The sequence below is a fragment of the Streptomyces sp. NPDC091292 genome, assembly GCF_044757265.1.
Lineage (GTDB): Bacteria > Actinomycetota > Actinomycetes > Streptomycetales > Streptomycetaceae > Streptomyces.
The window spans coordinates 1,103,520-1,123,121 of record NZ_JBIVUQ010000001.1 but is presented as its reverse complement, the minus strand read 5'-3'; the positions used below and the strand labels follow the sequence as shown (position 1 = coordinate 1,123,121).

The following is a 19,602-nucleotide window of genomic DNA, read 5'->3' as shown; positions in this document are numbered from 1 at the left end:
GGGTATCCCTTTCCGGCCCCTCCGTAGAAGGATCAGCCGTGCCCGCTCTCATCCCCTACGTCACCGCCTACAGCAACGAACTCGGGCCCCGTGAGTCGGACCTGTGTTTGGAAGTGCCGCGCAACGGTGTACCTCATCTCGCCTACATGCACCCCCGCCCGGATGACCGCGACGCGCACGGCAACCTGTGGGCCCGCATGACCAGGCCGCCCGAGGACGAGCGCGGACGTGCCCTCTGGGCCTTCATGGACCCGCTACGACAGCGCGAATGCATGGACCGACTGCTGTGTCAGGTGTGTGCGAAACCGGCCGAGACCGACGCGGGCACGGTGTTCATCGAGTGGCAGCGTCCGGGGGGAGGACCGAAACCGCTCAACAAGATCACGACCGACGCGCCCCCTGTATGTCTGACATGCCTTCCGGTGACGTTCCAGGCGTGCCCGTTCCTGCGGGACGAGAAGACCGCGCGGGTGCTGCTCGCCCGCAAGTCGGTGCTGAGTGGGGTGTCCGGCACCCTCTACCGCGTAGCCGCTGACCTACAAAGCTGGATTCCGTCCGAGCAAGACGCGTACTCCAGCTTCAATAAGCCCCGGTATCCCGGGATGCTCGCCCAGCGGCTTCACCGCAAGCTGCGGGGCGTGACCGTACTGGACCTGTGAGGGGGCAAGCCCCGGATGGTCCCTACCCGTCGTCCTGGTGCTCGTCCTCGCCGGACCGGCCGACCACGAAAGACCCTTTGCCCCACTCGGTGTAGACCATTCCGCGCGCCTTGAGTTCCCGCACCGCTCGGCGAGCAGTCATCGGCGCCACTTTGTGAGTCGCGCAGAGTTGCGATTCCGAGGGGATTCGGTCGCCCGGTCCGTATGTCCCCGCCTCAATCGCTGCGATCAGCGCATCGCGCACCCGCATGTACGGGGCGCGAGGGCCGTGCGGGCCGCTCGGGGTCTCAGGCATGAGGGGAAGCGTAGACACCCACTCATCGAATGTGCGACTTAGCGATGTTAGCGGTGTAGCTGAGTTAGCGGAGTTGGTCTACCGTTATGCGGAGCACAACAGAAACGCCCCGCCAGACCGGTCCTACGCGGTCTGTCGGGGCTTGCCGAAACAGCTTTAGGGAGCTGAAACGACCATGCGCGACTCTATCCCCCACACCCTTGTTTGGGTGCTCTCCGTCCTCATCCCTCGCCGGCCCGGACGACACACCGCCGAATACCTCGCCGCCCACACCCCCGAACCCGCCCCGGTCCCCGCCTCGCCCTGGTCCCGCCCGTGGACAGCTCCGTCCGCTCAGGAAGTGCGCGCCATCTTCCGGGACAAGCGCACACAGGAGCTTTCCGAGCTACAGCGTGAACGCGTCTGGGCTGCCGAGTTCGCCGCCCTCGGTCTCGACTACGACTTCCCGACCATGCCCCTCGGTAGCCTCGTAAAGCGGGAGCAGGTGGCAGCGTGACGCGCGACGGACTGACCACCGACCCTGCCGTGACGGTCGCCCTGTGCATTGAGTGCCGCACCCTCACCACCGCCCCCGTGGCAGTCCGCTGGATCCAGAGCAACAGCGGCCCCGGGACGACCCTCTACGCCTGCCCCGAGCACGCCATGAAGCTCGGGGCGGGCCCGACCCCAGAGGACGAGCTACGGGCCCCGTAGTCCCTCGCTCGGGACGGCCGGCTCGGCACCGCCGGCCACCACCGTGGGACTGCTCGCCGTCGCGGCGGAGATGAGGAACCGGACCTTTCGGGGGCAACGACGGCATCCCCCGGGGGCTTCGCCCCCTCCAACCCCGCACGCCACCACTGACCTGGAACTATCCATCGCGGCGGGGGGAGGGAAGGCCGGGCGCTTCCAGGGTTCATGGGATGTCTCGCCGTCGCGGCCGGGGGTGGGCGGCGGCCCGTCCCCTCAGTACCCCCGTTCCCGTTGTGGGCAGGCGTTCCGCTGGGGGTCCCCCCAGGCCCTTGAGGCACTGGGGGGAGGGACGGGTGGGCACAACCCGGTTCACGGGTTCCCCGAAGGGGACCGTCAGGGAGTGTGCGTAGGAGTCTGCTGTCGTGCCGGTGGGACATGGGCCGCGATCAGGCGGCCCGGCATGACGGGCAGATCCGACCGTCGCCGGTCAACCCCGTACGCCACCCCCGCCACCACGATCCCCAGCACCGCGAGCCCCACCCCGGCCACCGCCGGAGACGTCACGCCGAATCCGGCGGCCAGCACCAGACCCCCCACCCAGGCGCCGCCGGCATTCGCCAGATTGAACGCCGCCTGATTCGCCGAAGAGGCCAGCGACGGCGCAGCCGCCGCCTTTTCCATCACCATCAGCTGAAGCGGCGACCCGGTCGTGAACGCCGCCGTCCCCAGCAGCGTCACCCCCACCGCCGCACTCCACTCGGCCCGCATCAACAGCGGGAAGAGGGCGAGCACGGCCCCGAGCGCGATCAGCCCGCCGAACAGGGTGCCCCGCAGCGAGTGGTCCGCCAGCCGCCCCCCGAGCAGATTCCCGGCGGTCGCGCCGACCCCGAACAGCGCGAGCAGCACCGTCACACTGGCATCCCCGTACCCGGCGGCGTCCGTCAGCATCGGCGTGATGTAGCTGTACGCCGAGAACAGCGCCCCGAACCCGGCCACGGTCGTCCCGAGCGCCAGCCACACCGGCAGCCCCCGCAGCGCGGCGATCTCCCCGCGCAGCCCGCCGCTCTCGCCCCGGGTGTGGTCGTCCGGTACCAGCAGGGCGAGCGCGGCGATGGCGACGAGCCCGATCGCGCTGACGGCGAGGAAGGTGGCCCGCCACCCGAGGTGCTGCCCCATGAGCGTGGCGGCCGGCACCCCGACGATGTTCGCGACGGTCAGCCCGAGGAACATCAGCGACACGGACCGCGCCTTGCGCTCGGGCGCCACGAGCCCGGTCGCCACGACGGCCCCGACCCCGAAGAACGCGCCGTGCGGCAGCCCGCTGAGGAACCGCGCGGCGAGCAGCCAGCCGTGGTCGGGCGCGGCGGCGGACAGGGCGTTGCCCGCGACGAAGAGGACCATCAGGCCGACGAGGACGCGGCGCCGGGGCAGCCGCGCGGTGACGGCGGCGAGCAGCGGGGCGCCGACGACGACGCCGAGCGCGTACGCGGAGACCAGATGTCCGGCGGAGGGGATCGAGGTACCGAGGTCGCCCGCGACATCGGGCAGCAGCCCCATCATCGCGAACTCGGTCGTGCCGATGCCGAAGGCGCCCACGGCGAGGGCGAGCAGGGCCAGGGGCATGAGGAAGGGGCCTTTCACGGATGAACTTTCACGGAAGAAGGGGGCGACACGTTCGCGTACGACGCGTACGACTGCGTACGCACTATGTTCGCGTACGAAACAAAGTCTGCCAGGCCCAGTATTCCGTGAGGTTAATGCGTGATTGCGGGCGCCCTTCGAACAGCGCTCACGATGAGCGGAGCTGGATCCGTGCCGCCACCGGCAGGTGATCGCTCCCGGTGCGCGGCAGCGTCCACGACGCCACCGGCTCGACACCCTTCACCATGATCTGGTCGATCCGCGCCATCGGGAACGACGCGGGCCAGCTGAACCCGAACCCGTTGCCCGCCGCGCCCTGCGCGGACCGCATCTGCGAAGTGACGCCGTTCAGGGACCGGTCGTTCATGGTGCCGTTGAGATCGCCGAGGAGCGCGACCTTGGCCAGCGGTTCGCTGTCGATGGCCTCGCCGAGCGCGTCGGCGCTCTGGTCCCGCTGGCTCGCGGTGAACCCGGCGTTGAGCTTCACCCGTACCGACGGCAGATGCGCCACGTACACGGCGATCTTCCCGGTCGGCGCGGTCACCGTCGTGCGCAGTGCGCGGGTCCAGCCGAGCTTGATGTCGACGGGCGCGGTCGCACTCAGCGGGTACTTGCTCCACACCCCGACCGTGCCCTGCACCGAGTGGTGGGGGTACTTGGCGGCCAGCGCCCGCTCGTACACGGGCACGTCCCGCGCCGTGACCTCCTCCAGGGCGAGGACGTCGGCGCCGGAGGCGGCCAGGTCGCGTGCGGTGCCCTCGGGGTCCGGGTTCTCGGCGTTGACGTTGTGCGTCGCGAGGGTCAGATCGCCGGCCGTGCCGGCGCCGCCGCCCTTGTCGGTGAGCAGTCCGCCGAAGAGGTTGACCCAGACGATCGCCGGCACCATGACGGCGATCAGCGCGGTGCCCGACTTGCGGATCACGGCGAGGACGAACAGCAGCGGCACGAAGACGCCGAGCCAGGGCAGGAACGTCTCGTTGAGGCTGCCGAGGTTGCCGATGGTGTTGGGGATCTGCGCGTGAAGGATCGTCACCAGGGCGACGGCCAGGGCGAGTGCGGCGACGAAGAGGCCGCGCCGCCAGGGCCCTTTGCCCTCGCCCCAGCCATGAGTCAGACGTCGCAGGCCGGATCTCCGGCGGTCGGGGGAGCCGCCGCTGTCCGTGTCCATCGCGTACGTCTGCTGCGCCATACCGTCGCCTCACTGCCTGCCGTGCACTTCGTCTCCGCCCAAGACCCTAGGCGATGATCGCTGTTGTTCCGGCCGTTCCACGACGGCCGTACGGGCAGTGGGACGAGCGGCGCGGTACGACAAGTTCCGGGTAAGGGACCCACCGGGCGGTCTGTAACGAAACGCTCATATTCACTCCGGAGGGCGCAACCCGGCCAGAACGGCGTCCACGACGTCCGTCGGCAGGCTCTCCGGCAGGTCGGCGCCGGGGCGGATCACGGAGCGCACCAGGAGCGGGCCCACGAAGAGGTCGTTGACGAGGTCGACGTCCAGGTCGGCGCGGATCTCGCCGGTCTCCTGGCCCCGGCGCAACACCTCGTTCGTGCGCCGCCGCCGCGGCTCGATGACTGTCGCGTGGTACGCCTCCCAGAGCCTGGGCTGCGACTTCATCTGGGCGTGCACGTTGTGCAGGAGCGCCGAGGAACGGTTCACCACGCCCCTTCTGCGGACGGCTTCGAGGATGGCGATGAGGTCGTCGCGCACCGAGGTGCCGGGCAGGTCCGGGTCGGGGGCCTCGGCGGCGAGCAGGGCGTCGCAGAACAGGGCCTCGCGACCGCTCCAGCGGCGGTAGATCGTGGACTTGCCCACACCCGCCGTACGGGCCACGAGTTCGATGGAGACCTCGGCCAGAGGCACGCCGTCCTCGATGAGTTTGATCACACCTTCGAGGATGGCGCGCTCCACCGCCTCGCTGCGGGGGCGGCCCCTGAGGGCCTTTGCCGTGCTCAATTGCCTTCCCTTCGCTGCGTCCTCGCGGGAGGGGGGATCGGCGCGCCCGGTCCCGCACCGGCCGCCGTGCTCAGCTCCCCGTGGTCACAGTCTCCCCCGGTTCCTTCTGCGGCTCGGACAGCTTCGGGGCTCTGCCGGGCAGGAAGGCCGCCGTGACCAGGGCGCCGACGACCGCGACACCGGCTCCGCACAGGGCGGTGAGGTGCATCGCGTGCAGGAAGGCGTCGTTCGCCGGGGTGACGAGGTCCTGCCCCCGGGGGCCGAGCTTCGCGGCGACACCGAGGGTCGCTTCGATGGACTCGCCCGCCGCGTGCCGCATCCCGGCCGGGACGAGGGCCAGCTTGTCCTCGATGGACGAGCGGTACACGCCCGACAGGACCGAGCCGAGTACGGCGATGCCGAGCGCGCCGCCGACCTGCCGGAAGGTGTTGCTCAGCGCGGACGCGGACCCGGCCTTCTCGCGGGGCAGCGCCTGCATGATGACCACGCTGGTCGGCGTCATGATGTGCGCCATACCCGTGCCCATCAGGAAGAAGATGACTTCCAGGAGCCAGATCGGGGTGTCCGCGTCGAGCACCGTGAAGGCGGCGAGCATCGCGGCGAGCAGCAGCAGTCCGCCGGTGGTGACGGCGCGGTTGCCGAACCGGTCCACGACGAGCCGGGCGCGCGGCGCGAAGATCATCTGCGCGGCGGCGAGCGGCAGCATCAGCAGACCGGTCTGGAGGGGCGAGTAGCCGCGCACGCTCTGGGTGTAGAAGACCGAGAAGAAGGTGACGCCCATCAGCGCGAAGAAGACGAGCGCGATGGCGGCGATGGCGGCCGAGAAGACCTTGTTCCTGAAGTAGGCGATGTCGATGGACGGATGGTCGCTGCGCTTCTCGTACCAGACGAACAGGCCGAGGACGACGAGGCCCGCGGCGATGGTCAGCAGCACCTCGGCGTCGGTGAAGTCGGCGAGCTGGCCGCCCTTGATGATGCCGTACACCAGCAGGACCAGGCCGACGACGGAGAGCAGCACGCCGACGGGGTCGATCCGGCCTGGCTTCGGGTCGCGCGAGTCCGGGACCAGGACGAGCATCAGGGCGATGGCGATGGCGACGATGGGGACGTTGATCAGGAAGACCGAGCCCCACCAGAAGTGGTCGAGGAGTACGCCGCCGGTGATGGGGCCGATGGCGATGGCCAGGCCGACGCCTCCCGCCCAGATACCGATCGCCTTGGGCTGCTCGTCGCGCTCGAAGACGTTCATCAGGACGGCGAGCGTCGCGGGCATCACGAAGGCGGCGCCGAGGCCCATCACGGCGCGGAACGCGATGAGTTGGGCGGACGAGCCGGACTCGGCGGCGAGGGCCGAGCCGATGCCGAAGACGGCGAGGCCCGCGATGAGGACCTTCTTGCGGCCGAGGCGGTCGCCGAGGAGGCCCGCCGAGAAGAGGAGGCCGGCGAAGACGAGGGTGTAGGCGTTGATCGCCCACTCCAACTCGCTCTGGGTGGCGCCCAGGCCGGTGGGGGCCGGGGTGGAGATCGTCTTGATCGCGACGTTCAGGATCGAGTTGTCGAGGACGACGATCAGCAGGCTCAGCATGAGAACGGCCAGGATCGCCCAGCGCCGCCGGTGCACGGCTTCGGGTATGCGCGGGGCGCTGTCGGCAGGAGAAGTCATGAGGAGCAGCGTAGAGAATTTCCGATACGGGACCGTCTCGTATCGGAAAGCATGGAGAGAACTTTACGCGGCGGTGGGGCGGGCGGTCCGGCGGGCGGGCTGTATGGCGGGCGTCCGGGCGGTGTGACGCTCACCCCACCCCTGACCACCCCCTGCCCTAGCCGATCGGCGGCACCAGGTGCCACCATGGAGGCGGTCCAGGGACGCCGTCAGGGCGCCTTGAGATGACAGAAGGAGCCGTTGCGATGACGCAGCTTTCGGCTGCCGCCGAGCCCGGCCGGGATGCCGGTAAGACCCCCGACAGCAGCAAAGCGCTGTACGGAGGCAAGAGCACCCGGCGCATCACCGTACGCGACCTCACCGTCGCCAAGGAGCGGGGCGAGAAGTGGCCCATGCTCACCGCCTATGACGCGATGACCGCGTCCGTCTTCGACGAGGCCGGGATCCCGGTGATGCTCGTCGGGGACTCGATGGGCAATGTCCACCTCGGGTACGAGACCACCGTGCCCGTGACCCTGGACGAGATGACCATGCTGTCGGCCGCGGTCGTACGGGGCACCAAGCGCGCCCTGATCGTCGGCGACCTGCCCTTCGGGACGTACCAGGAGGGGCCGGTGCAGGCGCTGCGCAGCGCCATGCGGCTGGTGAAGGACGCCGGGGTCGGCGCCGTGAAGCTGGAGGGCGGCGAGCGGTCGCACCGGCAGATCGAGCTGCTCGTCGAGTCCGGCATCCCGGTGATGGCGCACATCGGGCTGACCCCGCAGTCCGTGAACACCATGGGCTACCGCGTGCAGGGGCGCGGCGAGGAGGCGGCCCAGCAGTTGCTGCGCGACGCCAAGGCGGTGCAGGACGCGGGCGCCTTCGCGGTCGTCCTCGAACTGGTACCGGCCGAGCTGGCCGCCGAGGTGACGCGGGTGCTGCACATTCCGACCGTCGGGATCGGGGCCGGGGCCGCGTGCGACGCCCAGGTGCTGGTGTCGACGGACATGCTGGGCCTGACGGGCGGGAAGATGCCGCGGTTCGTGAAGCAGTACGCACAGCTGCGGTCCGTCATGACGGACGCGGCTCGGGCGTTCGCGGACGAGGTGGTCGGCGGGACGTTCCCCGCCGAGGAGCACTCCGTCCACTGATCCGACCCGTGATCCCTCGCGGTACCGGCCACTGATCCACTGCGGCACCAGACAGCCCGCCGATCTTCCCCCGTCGGCGGGCTGTCCCGTGTCCGGAACCGGACCCCGAGCCGTCGCCACCTAGGAATTTGCCACCTAGGCATTTGCCTAAAGCTATTAGGCGTATGCATAATCGGTTCTGGCAAACGAGGGGACGATGATGGCGTACGCGGGACTCAACACGGAGCGGCTGACCCTGGCGGGGGCCGAACTGGCCGACGAGGTCGGCTTCGACCAGGTGACCGTCTCGGCGGTCGCCCGGCGGTTCGACGTGAAGGTCGCGAGCCTCTACTCGCATCTGAAGAACTCCCAGGACCTCAAGGTCCGGATCGCCCTGCTCGCCCTGGAGGAGATGGCCGACCGGGTCGCCGCCGCGCTCGCGGGGCGGGCCGGCAAGGACGCGCTGGCCGCCTTCGCGAACGTCTACCGCGACTACGCCCGGGAGCATCCGGGGCGCTACGCGGCGGCGCAGCTCCGGCTCGACGCGGAGACGGCGGCGGCCAGCGCGGGCGTACGGCATGCCCGGATGACCCGGGCGATCCTGCGCGGCTACGACCTGACGGAGCCCGACGAGACCCACGCGGTCCGGCTGCTCGGCAGCGTCTTCCACGGCTACGTCAGCCTGGAGCTGGGCGGCGGCTTCAGCCACAGCGCCCCGGACTCGGACGAGACGTGGACGCGGGTCATCGACGCCCTGGACGCCCTGCTGCGGAACTGGCCGGCACCGACCGGACCGGTCCCCCCATCCCGTACGACCGACACCACAGGCTGAGGACGATGAGCACCCTCGATCACGAGAACACCACCCGCTGGATCACGACCCCGATCACGGCCGACCTCCTGCGCGGCGCCCTCGATCTGGAGCGCACCGCGCACGGCGTGCTGCCGCACCGGCTGCCCGCCCGCGCCCGCGCCCAGTGCGCCGACCCGCAGCTCGCGATGGTGGAGTCGCAGCCCTCCGGCGTGCGGCTGGCGCTGCGGACCCGGGCCACCGCCGTGGAGCTGGACACCCTGCCCACCAAGCGGGTCTACGTGGGTGCCCCGCCGCGCCCGGACGGCGTGTACGACCTGCTCGTGGACGGCCGTCCGGCCGGTCAGGGCACCGTGGCCGGCGGCAACACGCTGACGATCGACATGACGACCGGGAGCGCCGAGCACCGGGCGGGTCCGGTCGGCACGGTCCGCTTCAGCGGGCTGCCCGAGGGCGACAAGGACGTCGAGATCTGGCTGCCGCACAACGAGACCACCGAGCTGGTCGCGCTGCGCACCGACGCTCCCGTCGAGCCCCTGCCGGACCGGGGCCGCAAGGTGTGGCTGCACCACGGCAGTTCGATCAGCCACGGCTCGGACGCCGCGAGCCCCACGACCACCTGGCCCGCGGTCGCCGCGTCGCTGGGCGGTGTGGAGCTGATCAATCTGGGTCTCGGCGGCAGCGCGTTGCTGGACCCCTTCACGGCGCGGGCGCTGCGGGACACGCCCGCCGATCTGATCAGCGTCAAGATCGGCATCAATGTCGTCAACGCCGACCTGATGCGGCTGCGCGCCTTCGGACCGGCCGTGCACGGCTTCCTCGACACGATCCGCGAGGGCCACCCCACGACGCCGCTGCTGGTCGTCTCGCCCATCCTGTGCCCCATCCACGAGGACACCCCCGGCCCGGCCGCCGTGGACCTCGGCTCCCTCGCCGAGGGCCAACTCCGGTTCCGCGCCACGGGCGACCCGGCGGAGACGGCGAACGGAAAGCTGACCCTGCGTATCATCCGCGACGAACTGTCCCGAATCGTGACACAACGGGCCATCGAGGACCCGAACCTCTCCTACCTCGACGGCCGCGCCCTGTACGGCGAGGCCGACGCCACCGAACTCCCCCTCCCCGACGCCCTCCACCCCGACGCCACCACCCACCACCGCATGGGCGAACGCTTCGCATCCCACGCCTTCACCCCGAACGGCCTCTTCGCGGACCGGACTGCCGTGGTGTGACTCGGGGCGGGGGCCGTCGGCGGGATGTCGGGTGGTGTCGGTCTTGCTGTCGGTCGGGTGTCGGGGGTTTGTCGGTGGGGGGTGGGAGCGTCTGGGGCATGACGCACACCGATTCATTCTCCGATCGGCCGGGAGCGGTCGCGGTCTCCGTGCGGGGACTCGTGAAGCACTACGGCCAGACCAAGGCCCTCGACGGAGTCGACCTCGACGTCCGTGAGGGCACGGTCCGCGGCGTACTCGGCCCGAACGGCGCCGGTAAGACCACCCTCGTCCGCATCCTGTCCACCCTGATCACGCCGGACTCGGGCAGCGCGACCGTCGCCGGGTACGACGTCGTCAAGCAGCCCCGCCAGCTCCGCCGCGTCATAGGTCTGACCGGCCAGTACGCCTCCGTCGACGAGAAGCTGTCGGGGCGCGAGAACCTGTACATGATCGGCCGGCTGCTGGATCTGACCCGCAAGGACTCCCGTGTCCGCGCCGACGAACTCCTTGAGCGCTTCTCGCTCACCGAGGCGGCCAAGCGCCCGGCCAACACGTACTCGGGCGGTATGCGCCGCCGGCTCGACCTCGCCGCGTCGATGATCGGCAGCCCGGCCGTGCTGTACCTGGACGAGCCGACGACCGGCCTGGACCCGCGTACCCGCATGGAGGTGTGGGACGAGGTCAAGCGGATGGTCGGCGACGGTGTGACCGTGCTGCTGACCACCCAGTACATGGAGGAGGCCGAGCAGCTCGCCGGTGAGCTGACGGTCATCGACCGCGGCAAGGTCATCGCGGGCGGCGGCATCGACGAGCTGAAGGCCCGCGTCGGCGGCCGTACGCTCCGCATCCGCCCCGCCGACCCGCTGGAGCTGCGCCCGACGGCGGCGGCGCTGGACGACTTCGGGCTGACCGGCCCGGCGAACGCGACCGTGGACACCGCGACCGGCACCGTCCTGGTGCCGATCCTCAGCGACGAACAACTGACGGCCGTCGTCGGCGCCCTCACCGCGCGCGGGATCACCCTCGCCGACCTCACCACCGAACTGCCCAGCCTGGACGAGGTGTTCCTGTCCCTCACCGGCCACAAGGCCACCGCGCCGCAGGACCAGCCCGCCCCCGCCCTTGAGGAGGTCGCCGTATGAGCGCCGCCACCGTCACCGCCGCACCCGCCCCCGGACGGGCCGACGGCCGGATCGGGCTGCGGGCGCACCTCCGGCACACCAGCGCCCTGGTCCGCAGGAACGTGCTGTGGATCCGGCAGGACCCGGAGTCGATGTTCGACGTCGTGCTGATGCCGATCGTGTTCACCCTGCTGTTCGTGTTCGTCTTCGGCGGCGCCATCGCCGGCAAGGGCAACCAGGACGCGTACGTCAACTACGTCGTGCCCGGCCTGATGGCGATGATGGGCATGAATCTCGCCATGGGCGTCGGCACCGGCTTCAACCAGGACTTCCAGACCGGTGTCATGGACCGCTTCCGGTCCCTGCCGATCGCCCGGTCGTCGGTCCTCATAGCGAAGATCGTCGTCGAGATCGGGCGGATGCTGGTCGCCTCGGCGATCCTGCTCGCCGTCGGGTTCATGCTCGGTATGTCCGTGTCGAACGTGCCGGGTCTGTTCGCCGCGATCGGCATCGCGATGGTCTTCGGCTCCTCGATCATGTGGATCTTCCTCACCCTGGGCGTCGTGATGAAGAACGCCCAGGCCATCCAGGGAATGGGGTTCCTCGTGCTGATGCCGCTCCAGTTCGGTTCCTCGATCTTCGCGCCGCCGGACTCCATGCCGGGCTGGCTCCAGGCGTTCACCGACTACAACCCGCTGTCGACGCTCGCGGACGCCGCGCGCAACCTGATGAACGGCGGCCCGGTCGCCCACGAGGTGACGATCACGCTGCTCTGGGCGGTGGCGATCACCGTGGTGATGGCGCCGATCGCGATCCACAAGTTCCGCACCAAAGCCTGACGCCCCGCGATGGCCCACGCGGACGCGGGACGGTACGCGCACACAACGGGGCAGGGCGGGAACGGTTCAGAGCAGGGCGGTGGCCTCCTCCAACGTGAGGCCGCCGCCCTCGGCGTACGCGGCGTCGTAGGCCGCGTCACCGAGGGCCCCGCGGGCGACCTCCTCCACCTCCGCGCGCAACTCCCGCTCCATCGCGGTGGGGAAGTGCTGGGGCGGCAGCAGGGCCGTCGCGGCGCCGAGGAGTCGGGCGGCGTCCCGGACCCGCGCCCCGCCCGGGTACGACACGAGCGCGAGGGAGCCGGTCAGCAGATGGATCGCCGGCATGTGCGGGGCGATCATCTTCGACATCGGGTCCGTGGTCAGCGCCATCGCGGCGCGCAGCTTCTCCAGGCCCTTGTCGGGGTGCCCGTCGGCGATGTCGAGCCATGCCTCCACGCCGGTCAGATACCCGTCGAAGAAGACGAAGTTCGCCGCGCTGAACTTCTGGCGCATCAGGCGCAGTTCCTCGTGCGCCTCCGCGAGCCGGCCGGTGCGGCCGAGCCGCAGGACGAGGAAGAGCCGGGCGGCGGGCATGCCCTCGTGGTGGGCGTCGCCGTCCGTCCGGATGATCTCGCGCAGCATCTCCTCGCCGCGCTCGGCCGCGCTCCCGCTCTCGATGAGGACGGCGGCGAGCCGGGCCGTCAGCACGGCGATCTGGGCGGTGGCGCCCAGCGCCTCGGCGTGCACGATCGCCGCCTGGTAGTCGTCGGCGGCGCGGGCGAATTCGCCCAGCCGCTCGTACGCCTCACCGCGCGCGGACAGCGCCTCCGCGGTGCCCCACGCGTCGCCGATACGGGCGAAGATCTCCAGCGACTCGTCGGCGTCCCGGGTCGCGTCGCCGGACCATTCGGTGCGGTTGGCGAGGATGTTGGCGCGCAGATGCAGGGCGGTCGCCAGTTCCCAGGTGTAGCCGAGGTCGCGGGCGGTGTCGACGGTCCCGTCGACGACCCTGCGCAGCGCCTTCAGGTCGCCGGTCAGCATGACGGCGTAGAACCAGAGGTACCCGGGGACACGGCAGATCTGCGGCAGTCCGGGCCGGTAGCTCTCGGCGATGGCCTTGAGTTTGGCCCGCGCCTGAGGGGTCTGCCAGGTGTCCAGCTCCATGTCCATGCAGGACACCAGGATCAGGTGGGCGCCGCGCCGCGCCTCGACCAGGACGTCCGGGGCCATCGGCGGTGGGTGCGCGGTGCAGCTCTCGTACATCGGGGGCGCCGGTCCGGCGGGCGGCGCGAAGGGGTCGGGTCCGAGCGCGGTGACGTCCCGCGCCCAGTTGCGGGCGTCGGTGCGCAGATCGCGGACCTGCCAGAACCAGCACAGCGACAGCAGGAGACACAGCGCCTCCTGTTCGTCGCGGGTGGCGACCGCGTACCGCAGGGCCGTACGCAGATTCTCGTACTCGGTGGTGAAGCGGTCGATGGCGGCGAGCTGTCCGGGGCCGCGCAGTTCGGGGTCGGTGGTGCGGGCGAACTCGCGGTAGTGGACGAGGTGGGCGTGCTCGGTGTCCCGGCGGTCGCCGGCCTCGTCCAGACGCTCACGGGCGTACTCGGCGACGGTCTCCAGGAGCCGGTAGCGCATCGCGCCGTCCGCCGCCGGGGCCGCGACCACGAGGGACTTGTCGACCAGGGAGCCCAGCGCGTCCAGGGCCGCCGGGCCGGACACGGCCTCGGCGGCGGCGAGGTCGCAGCCGCCCGCGAACACCGAAAGGCGGCGCAGCACGGTCCGCTCCGGCTCGTCCAGGAGGTCCCAGGACCAGTCGACCACCGCGCGCAGCGTCTGCTGGCGGGGCAGTACGGTCCGTGCGCCGCTGGTCAGCAGCCGGAAACGGTCGTCCAGGCGGTCGGCGATCTGCCGGGGCGTCAGCATCCGCAGCCGGGCGGCGGCGAGTTCGATGGCGAGCGGCAGCCCGTCGAGTCGGCGGCAGATCTCGGCGACGGCTTCCGGGGCGTCCTCGACCCGGAACCCCGGGTGCGCGGCGGCGGCCCGGTCGGCGAACAGACGCAGCGCCACGGGCTGCGGCAGCGGCTCGACGGGGCGCAGCAACTCCCCCGGTACGCCCAGGGGTTCGCGGCTGGTGGCCAGGATCGTCAGGCCGGGGCAGCGCTCCAGGAGGTGGGCCGCGAGGCGCGCGGCGGACTCCACCACGTGTTCGCAGTTGTCGAGGATCAGCAGCATCCGGCGCTGCGCGCAGTGCTCGGCGAGCCGGTCGAGCGCACTCTCGCCGTACCGGTCGGCGACGACGCGCATCTCCTCGGCGCCCGCGCCGCGCAGGACGGTCTCGCGGGCGCCGAGCGCGGTGAGGACGGCCTCGGGCACGTCGTCGGGGTCCTCCACGGGCGCCAGTTCCGCGAGCCACACCCCGTCCGACAGGTCACGCGAGTCCCCCGGGTCACGCGGGTCACGCGCGGCGCTCTCGGCGGCCTCCTGCGACAGCCGGGTCTTCCCGGCGCCGCCGGGCCCGAGCAGGGTGATCAGCCGGGCCCGCGCGAGGTCGTCACGGATCACCTCGATGTCGGTCTCACGCCCGACGAAGGAGGTGAGACGGGCGCGGAGGTTGCCGGGCGGGCGGGGCGCGGGGGCCGGAGCGGGGGCCGTCGTGGGAGGCGCGGCGGCGGGGGTGGAGAAAGTGGTGGGCCGGCCGGGTGCGGTGACGCCGTCGTACGTGCCGGGGGCGCGGTGGCCGTTGTGGGCGGAGTGGTCGTCGTACGGGCCGGGGGCTCGGTGGCCGTCGGGCCCGGGGCGGCCGTCGGCCGGGCTCAGCAACTCGCCGTGCAGGGCGCGCAGTTCGGGCCCCGGGTCGGTGCCGAGCCGGTCGGCGAGGGCGCGGCGCACGTCCTCGTACTGCGCCAGTGCCTCGGCCGGGCGGCCGGCGGCCCGCAGGGCGCGCAGCCGCAGTGCCTGGAGGGGTTCGTCCAGCGGGTGGGTGTCGCACAGGGCGGTGAGTTCGGGCAGGGCGCGCTCGGCGTCGCCCAGGGCGAGGGCGGCGGCGAGCCGGGTGCGCTGGGCGTCGAGGCGGCGGGCCTGCGCGCGGGCCGCCTCGGCGGTGTGGTCGGGGAGGTCGGCGAGCGCCGGGCCCTGCCACAGGGCGAGGGCGTCGTCCAGGACGCCCGCCGCCTTGGCCGCGTCCCCGTCGGCCAGCGCCCGCGCGCCCTCTCCCGCCAGCCGCTCGAAGCGGTACAGGTCGACGTCGTCGGTGCCCGCGCGCAGTCGGTAGCCGCCGTCCACCGAGGCGACGGCGTCCGCGCCGACGGCCCGGCGCAGGCGGCCCACGAGGGCCTGGAGGGCGCCCGGCGCGTCGGCGGGCGGTTCGGCGCCCCACACCTCGTCGACGAGCACGGACGCGGGCACGGTCCGGCCCGCCCGTAGCGCGAGGACGGTGAGCAGGGCGCGCAGCCGGGCGCCGCCGACGGGGAGCGGGGTGCCGTCGGGGCGCTGGGCCCGGGTGGTGCCGAGGATCCGGTAACGCACGGGGTCCATTGTCACCGGTCGCGCCCGCTGCCGTGCGGCCGGTGCCCCCGGCCGGAGCGGAGGCATGGGCTCCGCCGCCCCTGATCGCCCCGGAGGCGGGGACGGTGGCGGATACGGGGGCTGCGGTGTCATGAAGGCCACCCTCTCCGGAACTCCTGTCGTACCGCGAGACGTTTTCGGCGTGCGACCGATACGGTCGGCAGGCCCCGGCCCGCACCGAAGCCGCACGACACGGCCCGTCCCCGTACCCCAGCCCCGCACCCCAGCCCCGTACCCCAGGAGCACCGCGAGATGACCACCGCCTCCACCCGCCGCAGCGACCGGCGGGTCAGCCCCGTCTTCCTCGGGATCGTGGCCGTCACCGCCGTCTCCGGCTGGGCCGTCTGGACCGGGTATGCGAATCAGCCCGGATTCGCCGTCTTCCTGTTCGTGACGGCGGCGTGGATCGTCTCGCTGTGCCTGCACGAGTACGCGCACGCCCGCACCGCCCTGCACAGCGGCGACATCTCGATCGGCGCGAAGGGCTATCTCACGCTGAACCCGCTGAAGTACACGCACGCGCTGCTGAGCATCGTGCTGCCGGTGATCTTCGTGATCATGGGCGGGATCGGTCTGCCGGGTGGCGCGGTCTTCATCGAGCGCGACCGGATCCGGGGCAAGTGGAAGCACAGCCTGATCTCGGCGGCGGGCCCCCTGACGAACGTACTGTTCGCGCTGGTGTGCACGGCCCCGTTCTGGCTGCACGCGCTGGACGGCGTCCCGGCGACCTTCCGGTACGGCCTGGCGTTCCTGGCGCTGCTCCAGGTCACGGCGGCGATCCTGAACTTCCTGCCGGTCCCGGGGCTCGACGGGTACGGAGTGATCGAGCCCTGGCTGTCGTACAAGGTGAAGCGGCAGGTGGAGCCGTTCGCGCCGTTCGGGCTGCTCGCCGTGTTCGCGGTGCTGTGGATCCCCGAGGTGAACATCTGGTTCTTCGACGCCATCCACGCGCTGCTGCGGGGCATGGGCGTCGGCGAGGTGGACTCGTACTGCGGGCAGAACCTCTACCGGTTCTGGAAGGAGACCAACCCGGGCTGCGTCAGCGGGTGACCGGGGCGGACGCCTCGGCGGCGCGGAGCTTCGCGCGGCGGACGTAGTACCAGGTCATGTTGGACGAGAGGCCCGCGAGCAGCACCCAGACGACGCCGAGCAGCCAACTGCCCTGGACGAACGAGATCACGGCCGCGGCCACGGCGAGCGCGCAGACGGCGAGGGTGTAGAGGGCGAGGCGGGGCATCGGTTCGGCTCCTGTCGGGGGACACTGCTGCGCTCCCAGTGTCCCCCAGGCCCCGACCACACGGGCACGCCACCCGGCACCCGTGCCGAAGAACGCCCGTACCGAAGGACGCCCGTACCGAAGGACGCCCGTACTAGACGTCCGTGACCCGCAGGCCCGCGTGTGCCTTGTAGCGGCGGTTGACCGAGATCAGGTTGGCGACGAGCGATTCGACCTGGTGGGCGTTGCGCAGGCGGCCCGCGAAGACGCCGCGCATCCCGGGGATGCGGGCGGCGAGCGCCTGGACGAGGTCGGTGTCGGCGCGGGATTCGCCGAGCACCATCACATCGGTGTCGATCTGCTCGACGGACGCGTCCTGGAGCAGCACGGCCGACAGATGGTGGAACGCGGCCGTCACCCGGGACCCGGGGAGCAGCGCGGCGGCCTGTTCGGCGGCGCTGCCCTCCTCGGGCTTGAGCGCGTAGGCGCCCTGCTTGTCGAAGCCGAGCGGGTTGACGCAGTCGACGACGAGCTTGCCCGCGAGGTCGTCACGGAGGGCTTCGAGCGTCTTGGCGTGCCCGTCCCACGGCACGGCGACGATGACGATGTCGCTGCGGCGGGCGCACTCGGCGTTCTCGGCGCCCTCGACACCGAGGCCCAGCTCCCCGGCGGCGGTCTGCGCGCGCTCGGCGGCGCGGGAGCCGATGATCACCTTCTGGCCGGCGCGGGCCAGCCGGTACGCGAGGCCGCGGCCCTGGTCCCCGGTGCCGCCGAGGACGCCGACGACGAGCCCGGACACATCGGGAAGGTCCCACGGGTCCTTGGCGGGGGCCTTCTGCGGCCGGTCGGAAGCACGGTCGGAGGCGTCGGAAGCGGAGGAAGAAGTCATACGGCGACCTTACGTTCCGTCGACCGAACACGCCGTAGCACAAGCACGTGGCCACCGTCACTCGCCACCGCACCGGCCGTCGTCACGCCTTGAGGCTGCCGTCCGCCAACCCCCCGCGCCAGTACCGCTGGAGGACGCCCATGAGCACCATCAGCGGGACGACGGACAGCAGCGCGCCGCCCACCGTGTACTGGTAGAGCACGGGTTGCCGGTCGGCGTACCCGAGCCATTGGGTGAGGCCGAGCTGGATCGGGTACAGCGTGGAGTCGTTGAGCATGACCAGCGGCAGGAAGAAGTTGTTCCAGATGTGCACGAACTGGAACAGGAAGACGGTGACGAGCGCCGGGCTCATCAGCCGCAGCACCAGTCCGCCGAAGATCCGCCCCTCGCCCGCGCCGTCGAGCCGGGCGGCCTCCAGGAGGGAGGCGGGGACGGCGGCGTCCGCGTAGATCCGGCAGAGGTAGACCCCGAAGGGGCTGACGACGCTCGGGATCAGTACCGCCGCGTAGCTGTCCGCGAGGCCCACGGCCGCGAACAGGAAGTACAGCGGGAGCGCGAGCGCGGTGGCCGGGACGAGGACGCCCGCGAGGACGACGTTGAGGACGGCGCCGCGCCCGGGGAAGCGGAAGGTGGCGAGGGCGTATCCGGCGGCGGCCGACAGGAGGGTGGCGATGACGGCTCCGGCGCCCGCGTAGAGCAGGGAGTTGGCGAACCAGCGGACGAAGACGCCGTCCTGGTACGTCAGGACCGCCCGCAGATACCGGAGCGGGTGCGGGTCGTGGAACCAGAGGCCGAAGCTGCCGAACAGGCCGGGGGTGTCCTTGGTGGCGGAGACGGCGAGCCAGTAGACGGGGACGAGGAAGTAGACGGCGGCGACGGCGAGCGCGGCGGCGGTCAGGATCCGGTACCGGGCGGCGGGCCGGTTCGTGGGCGGTGTGCTGGGCCGGGTGGCCAGGGTGCTGCTCATCGGGTGTCGTCCTTCCGGCCGCCCGTGAGCTTCAGGAACCCGAAGCTGAGCACACACGCGACGCAGGCGAGGAGGACCGCCTCGGCGGCGGCGAGATACGGGTTGTCGGCGGTGAACGCCTGGTTGTAGGCGTGCAGGTTGGGCGTGTAGCCGGAGTCGATGGTGTGCGTCAGGGGGCGCAGGACCATCGGCTCGGCGAAGAGTTGCAGGGTGCCGATGATGCTGAACACGGCGGTGAGGACGAGCGCGGGCCGGATCAGCGGGAGCTTGATGTGCCGGGCGACCTGCCAGGCGTTCGCGCCGTCGATGCGGGCGGCCTCGTACAGCTCGGCGGGGACGGCCTTGAGCTGGGCGATCAGGACGAGCATGTTGTAGCCGGTGTACTGCCAGGTGACGATGTTGGCGATCGACCACAGGGTGGTGTGCGGGCCGAGGAAGTCGAGGTGCCAGCCGATGCCGTCGGCCAACTGCACGAAGGGGCTGATCCCGGGCACGTACAGGAAGCCCCAGAGGATCGAGGCGATCACGCCGGGGATGCCGTACGGGAGGAAGTAGGCCGTGCGGAAGAAGCCGATTCCGCGGGCGCTCGCCGCGTCCAGGAGCAGCGCGAGCCCGGCGGCGAGCAGCATCATCACGGGGATCTGGACGGCGCCGAAGAGCAGCACCCGGCCGAAGCCGGCGAGGAACGACGGGTCCTGGAGCGCGCGGGTGTAGTTGGCGAGCCCGGCGAAGATCTCGTGGCTGCCGCCGAGCCCGAGCGGCCCGGACCGCTCGACGCGCAGCACCGACTGGTAGGCGGCGTACGCGAGCGGGGCGAGGTAGCAGAGCGCGAAGAGGGCGAGGAAGGGGCCGAGGAAGAGGGCGGCGGTGCGGGTGTCGCGGCGGGTCCGGGGGGTGGTCCGGCCACGGTGGGCGCGGGGGCCGGGAGCGCGTGGGTCCGAGGGTCGGCCCGCAGGTTCGTCGCGAGGGCGGGTCGCGGTATCGGTCATACGGTGTCCGTATCAGG

19 protein-coding genes are annotated in these 19,602 nt (G+C 71.5%); 9 read left to right on the top strand and 10 right to left on the bottom strand.

What is annotated here, in order from left to right; translation table 11 throughout:
• Nucleotides 1–38: 38 nt before the first annotated feature.
• On the top strand, nucleotides 39–659 hold the full coding sequence (locus tag ACIQNU_RS05610; RefSeq protein ID WP_401361190.1) for a hypothetical protein: 621 nt from the start codon (nucleotides 39–41) through the stop codon (nucleotides 657–659).
• 22 nt (nucleotides 660–681) lie between these two features.
• On the opposite strand, the gene ACIQNU_RS05605 is transcribed toward ACIQNU_RS05610, so the two are convergent.
• Complete coding sequence (locus ACIQNU_RS05605) at nucleotides 682–909, bottom strand: GntR family transcriptional regulator (RefSeq protein WP_401362476.1); 228 nt, start codon at nucleotides 907–909, stop codon at nucleotides 682–684.
• A 220-nt stretch (nucleotides 910–1,129) separates the two neighbouring features.
• Here ACIQNU_RS05605 and ACIQNU_RS05600 point away from each other — a divergent pair, with 220 nt between their 5' ends.
• Entirely contained in the window at nucleotides 1,130–1,450 is a 321-nt protein-coding gene (locus tag ACIQNU_RS05600; RefSeq protein WP_401361188.1) for a hypothetical protein, read from the top strand.
• Nucleotides 1,447–1,647 carry a hypothetical protein gene (locus tag ACIQNU_RS05595; RefSeq protein WP_401361186.1) on the top strand — a complete coding sequence of 67 codons (201 nt, stop codon included), beginning with the start codon at nucleotides 1,447–1,449 and terminating at the stop codon, nucleotides 1,645–1,647. The genes ACIQNU_RS05600 and ACIQNU_RS05595 overlap by 4 nt, the downstream gene beginning before the upstream one ends.
• Before the next feature lie 372 nt (nucleotides 1,648–2,019).
• Here the strand turns inward: ACIQNU_RS05595 and ACIQNU_RS05590 are convergent, their stop codons facing one another.
• The 4 genes from ACIQNU_RS05590 to ACIQNU_RS05575 form a co-directional block, all read right to left on the bottom strand.
• Nucleotides 2,020–3,249, bottom strand: a complete 1,230-nt coding sequence (locus ACIQNU_RS05590) for an MFS transporter (RefSeq protein WP_401362474.1) — start codon at nucleotides 3,247–3,249, stop codon at nucleotides 2,020–2,022.
• 166 nt (nucleotides 3,250–3,415) lie between these two features.
• Nucleotides 3,416–4,456 carry an endonuclease/exonuclease/phosphatase family protein gene (locus ACIQNU_RS05585; RefSeq protein ID WP_401361184.1) on the bottom strand — a complete coding sequence of 347 codons (1,041 nt, stop codon included), beginning with the start codon at nucleotides 4,454–4,456 and terminating at the stop codon, nucleotides 3,416–3,418.
• A gap of 171 nt (nucleotides 4,457–4,627) precedes the next feature.
• Nucleotides 4,628–5,224, bottom strand: a complete 597-nt coding sequence (locus ACIQNU_RS05580) for a TetR/AcrR family transcriptional regulator (protein ID WP_401361182.1) — start codon at nucleotides 5,222–5,224, stop codon at nucleotides 4,628–4,630.
• 70 nt (nucleotides 5,225–5,294) lie between these two features.
• The gene (locus ACIQNU_RS05575; protein ID WP_401361180.1) at nucleotides 5,295–6,887 is read right to left on the bottom strand and encodes an MFS transporter; all 1,593 of its coding nucleotides are present in this window, start codon (nucleotides 6,885–6,887) and stop codon (nucleotides 5,295–5,297) included.
• Nucleotides 6,888–7,132: 245 nt separating this feature from the next.
• Here ACIQNU_RS05575 and panB point away from each other — a divergent pair, with 245 nt between their 5' ends.
• From panB to ACIQNU_RS05550, 5 genes are all read left to right on the top strand, one after another.
• On the top strand, nucleotides 7,133–8,017 hold the full coding sequence (gene panB / locus ACIQNU_RS05570; RefSeq protein WP_401361178.1) for a 3-methyl-2-oxobutanoate hydroxymethyltransferase: 885 nt from the start codon (nucleotides 7,133–7,135) through the stop codon (nucleotides 8,015–8,017).
• Nucleotides 8,018–8,216: 199 nt separating this feature from the next.
• Nucleotides 8,217–8,828, top strand: coding sequence for a TetR/AcrR family transcriptional regulator (locus ACIQNU_RS05565; protein ID WP_401362472.1), 612 nt, complete (start codon nucleotides 8,217–8,219; stop codon nucleotides 8,826–8,828).
• Between the two features lie 5 nt (nucleotides 8,829–8,833).
• Entirely contained in the window at nucleotides 8,834–10,039 is a 1,206-nt protein-coding gene (locus ACIQNU_RS05560) for a GDSL-type esterase/lipase family protein (protein WP_401361176.1), read from the top strand.
• 98 nt (nucleotides 10,040–10,137) lie between these two features.
• On the top strand, nucleotides 10,138–11,163 hold the full coding sequence (locus ACIQNU_RS05555; protein WP_401361174.1) for an ATP-binding cassette domain-containing protein: 1,026 nt from the start codon (nucleotides 10,138–10,140) through the stop codon (nucleotides 11,161–11,163).
• Nucleotides 11,160–11,981: an ABC transporter permease gene (locus ACIQNU_RS05550; protein WP_401361172.1), complete on the top strand. Its 822-nt coding sequence runs from the start codon at nucleotides 11,160–11,162 to the stop codon at nucleotides 11,979–11,981. The genes ACIQNU_RS05555 and ACIQNU_RS05550 overlap by 4 nt, the downstream gene beginning before the upstream one ends.
• A gap of 66 nt (nucleotides 11,982–12,047) precedes the next feature.
• Here ACIQNU_RS05550 and ACIQNU_RS05545 read toward each other — a convergent pair whose 3' ends face one another.
• Nucleotides 12,048–15,494: an AfsR/SARP family transcriptional regulator gene (locus ACIQNU_RS05545; protein WP_401362470.1), complete on the bottom strand. Its 3,447-nt coding sequence runs from the start codon at nucleotides 15,492–15,494 to the stop codon at nucleotides 12,048–12,050.
• A 282-nt stretch (nucleotides 15,495–15,776) separates the two neighbouring features.
• Here ACIQNU_RS05545 and ACIQNU_RS05540 point away from each other — a divergent pair, with 282 nt between their 5' ends.
• Nucleotides 15,777–16,574 (top strand): site-2 protease family protein, encoded by a 798-nt coding sequence (locus tag ACIQNU_RS05540; protein ID WP_401361170.1) that lies wholly within the window; start codon nucleotides 15,777–15,779, stop codon nucleotides 16,572–16,574.
• Here the strand turns inward: ACIQNU_RS05540 and ACIQNU_RS05535 are convergent.
• From ACIQNU_RS05535 to ACIQNU_RS05520, 4 genes are all read right to left on the bottom strand, one after another.
• Nucleotides 16,564–16,761, bottom strand: a complete 198-nt coding sequence (locus tag ACIQNU_RS05535) for a hypothetical protein (RefSeq protein WP_401361168.1) — start codon at nucleotides 16,759–16,761, stop codon at nucleotides 16,564–16,566. The two genes, ACIQNU_RS05540 and ACIQNU_RS05535, sit on opposite strands and share 11 nt — an antisense overlap.
• Nucleotides 16,762–16,894: 133 nt before the next feature.
• Nucleotides 16,895–17,629, bottom strand: a complete 735-nt coding sequence (npdG, locus tag ACIQNU_RS05530) for an NADPH-dependent F420 reductase (RefSeq protein ID WP_401361166.1) — start codon at nucleotides 17,627–17,629, stop codon at nucleotides 16,895–16,897.
• Between the two features lie 82 nt (nucleotides 17,630–17,711).
• On the bottom strand, nucleotides 17,712–18,596 hold the full coding sequence (locus ACIQNU_RS05525; RefSeq protein WP_401361164.1) for a carbohydrate ABC transporter permease: 885 nt from the start codon (nucleotides 18,594–18,596) through the stop codon (nucleotides 17,712–17,714).
• Nucleotides 18,593–19,585: a carbohydrate ABC transporter permease gene (locus tag ACIQNU_RS05520; protein ID WP_401361162.1), complete on the bottom strand. Its 993-nt coding sequence runs from the start codon at nucleotides 19,583–19,585 to the stop codon at nucleotides 18,593–18,595. The genes ACIQNU_RS05525 and ACIQNU_RS05520 overlap by 4 nt, the downstream gene beginning before the upstream one ends.
• Nucleotides 19,586–19,602 lie beyond the last annotated feature (17 nt).

What these genes read in the sequence shown, in the direction of transcription:
- ACIQNU_RS05565 (WP_401362472.1), top strand. Translation starts at nt 8,217, where the DNA reads ATGGCGTACGCGGGACTCAACACGGAGCGGCTGACCCTGGCGGGGGCC.
- ACIQNU_RS05585 (WP_401361184.1), bottom strand. Translation starts at nt 4,456, where the DNA reads ATGGCGCAGCAGACGTACGCGATGGACACGGACAGCGGCGGCTCCCCC.
- panB (WP_401361178.1), top strand. Translation starts at nt 7,133, where the DNA reads ATGACGCAGCTTTCGGCTGCCGCCGAGCCCGGCCGGGATGCCGGTAAG.
- ACIQNU_RS05520 (WP_401361162.1), bottom strand. Translation starts at nt 19,585, where the DNA reads ATGACCGATACCGCGACCCGCCCTCGCGACGAACCTGCGGGCCGACCC.
- ACIQNU_RS05545 (WP_401362470.1), bottom strand. Translation starts at nt 15,494, where the DNA reads ATGGACCCCGTGCGTTACCGGATCCTCGGCACCACCCGGGCCCAGCGC.
- ACIQNU_RS05525 (WP_401361164.1), bottom strand. Translation starts at nt 18,596, where the DNA reads ATGAGCAGCACCCTGGCCACCCGGCCCAGCACACCGCCCACGAACCGG.
- ACIQNU_RS05540 (WP_401361170.1), top strand. Translation starts at nt 15,777, where the DNA reads ATGACCACCGCCTCCACCCGCCGCAGCGACCGGCGGGTCAGCCCCGTC.
- ACIQNU_RS05535 (WP_401361168.1), bottom strand. Translation starts at nt 16,761, where the DNA reads ATGCCCCGCCTCGCCCTCTACACCCTCGCCGTCTGCGCGCTCGCCGTG.
- ACIQNU_RS05550 (WP_401361172.1), top strand. Translation starts at nt 11,160, where the DNA reads ATGAGCGCCGCCACCGTCACCGCCGCACCCGCCCCCGGACGGGCCGAC.
- ACIQNU_RS05560 (WP_401361176.1), top strand. Translation starts at nt 8,834, where the DNA reads ATGAGCACCCTCGATCACGAGAACACCACCCGCTGGATCACGACCCCG.
- ACIQNU_RS05600 (WP_401361188.1), top strand. Translation starts at nt 1,130, where the DNA reads ATGCGCGACTCTATCCCCCACACCCTTGTTTGGGTGCTCTCCGTCCTC.
- ACIQNU_RS05605 (WP_401362476.1), bottom strand. Translation starts at nt 909, where the DNA reads ATGCGGGTGCGCGATGCGCTGATCGCAGCGATTGAGGCGGGGACATAC.
- ACIQNU_RS05555 (WP_401361174.1), top strand. Translation starts at nt 10,138, where the DNA reads ATGACGCACACCGATTCATTCTCCGATCGGCCGGGAGCGGTCGCGGTC.
- ACIQNU_RS05575 (WP_401361180.1), bottom strand. Translation starts at nt 6,887, where the DNA reads ATGACTTCTCCTGCCGACAGCGCCCCGCGCATACCCGAAGCCGTGCAC.
- npdG (WP_401361166.1), bottom strand. Translation starts at nt 17,629, where the DNA reads ATGACTTCTTCCTCCGCTTCCGACGCCTCCGACCGTGCTTCCGACCGG.
- ACIQNU_RS05590 (WP_401362474.1), bottom strand. Translation starts at nt 3,249, where the DNA reads ATGCCCCTGGCCCTGCTCGCCCTCGCCGTGGGCGCCTTCGGCATCGGC.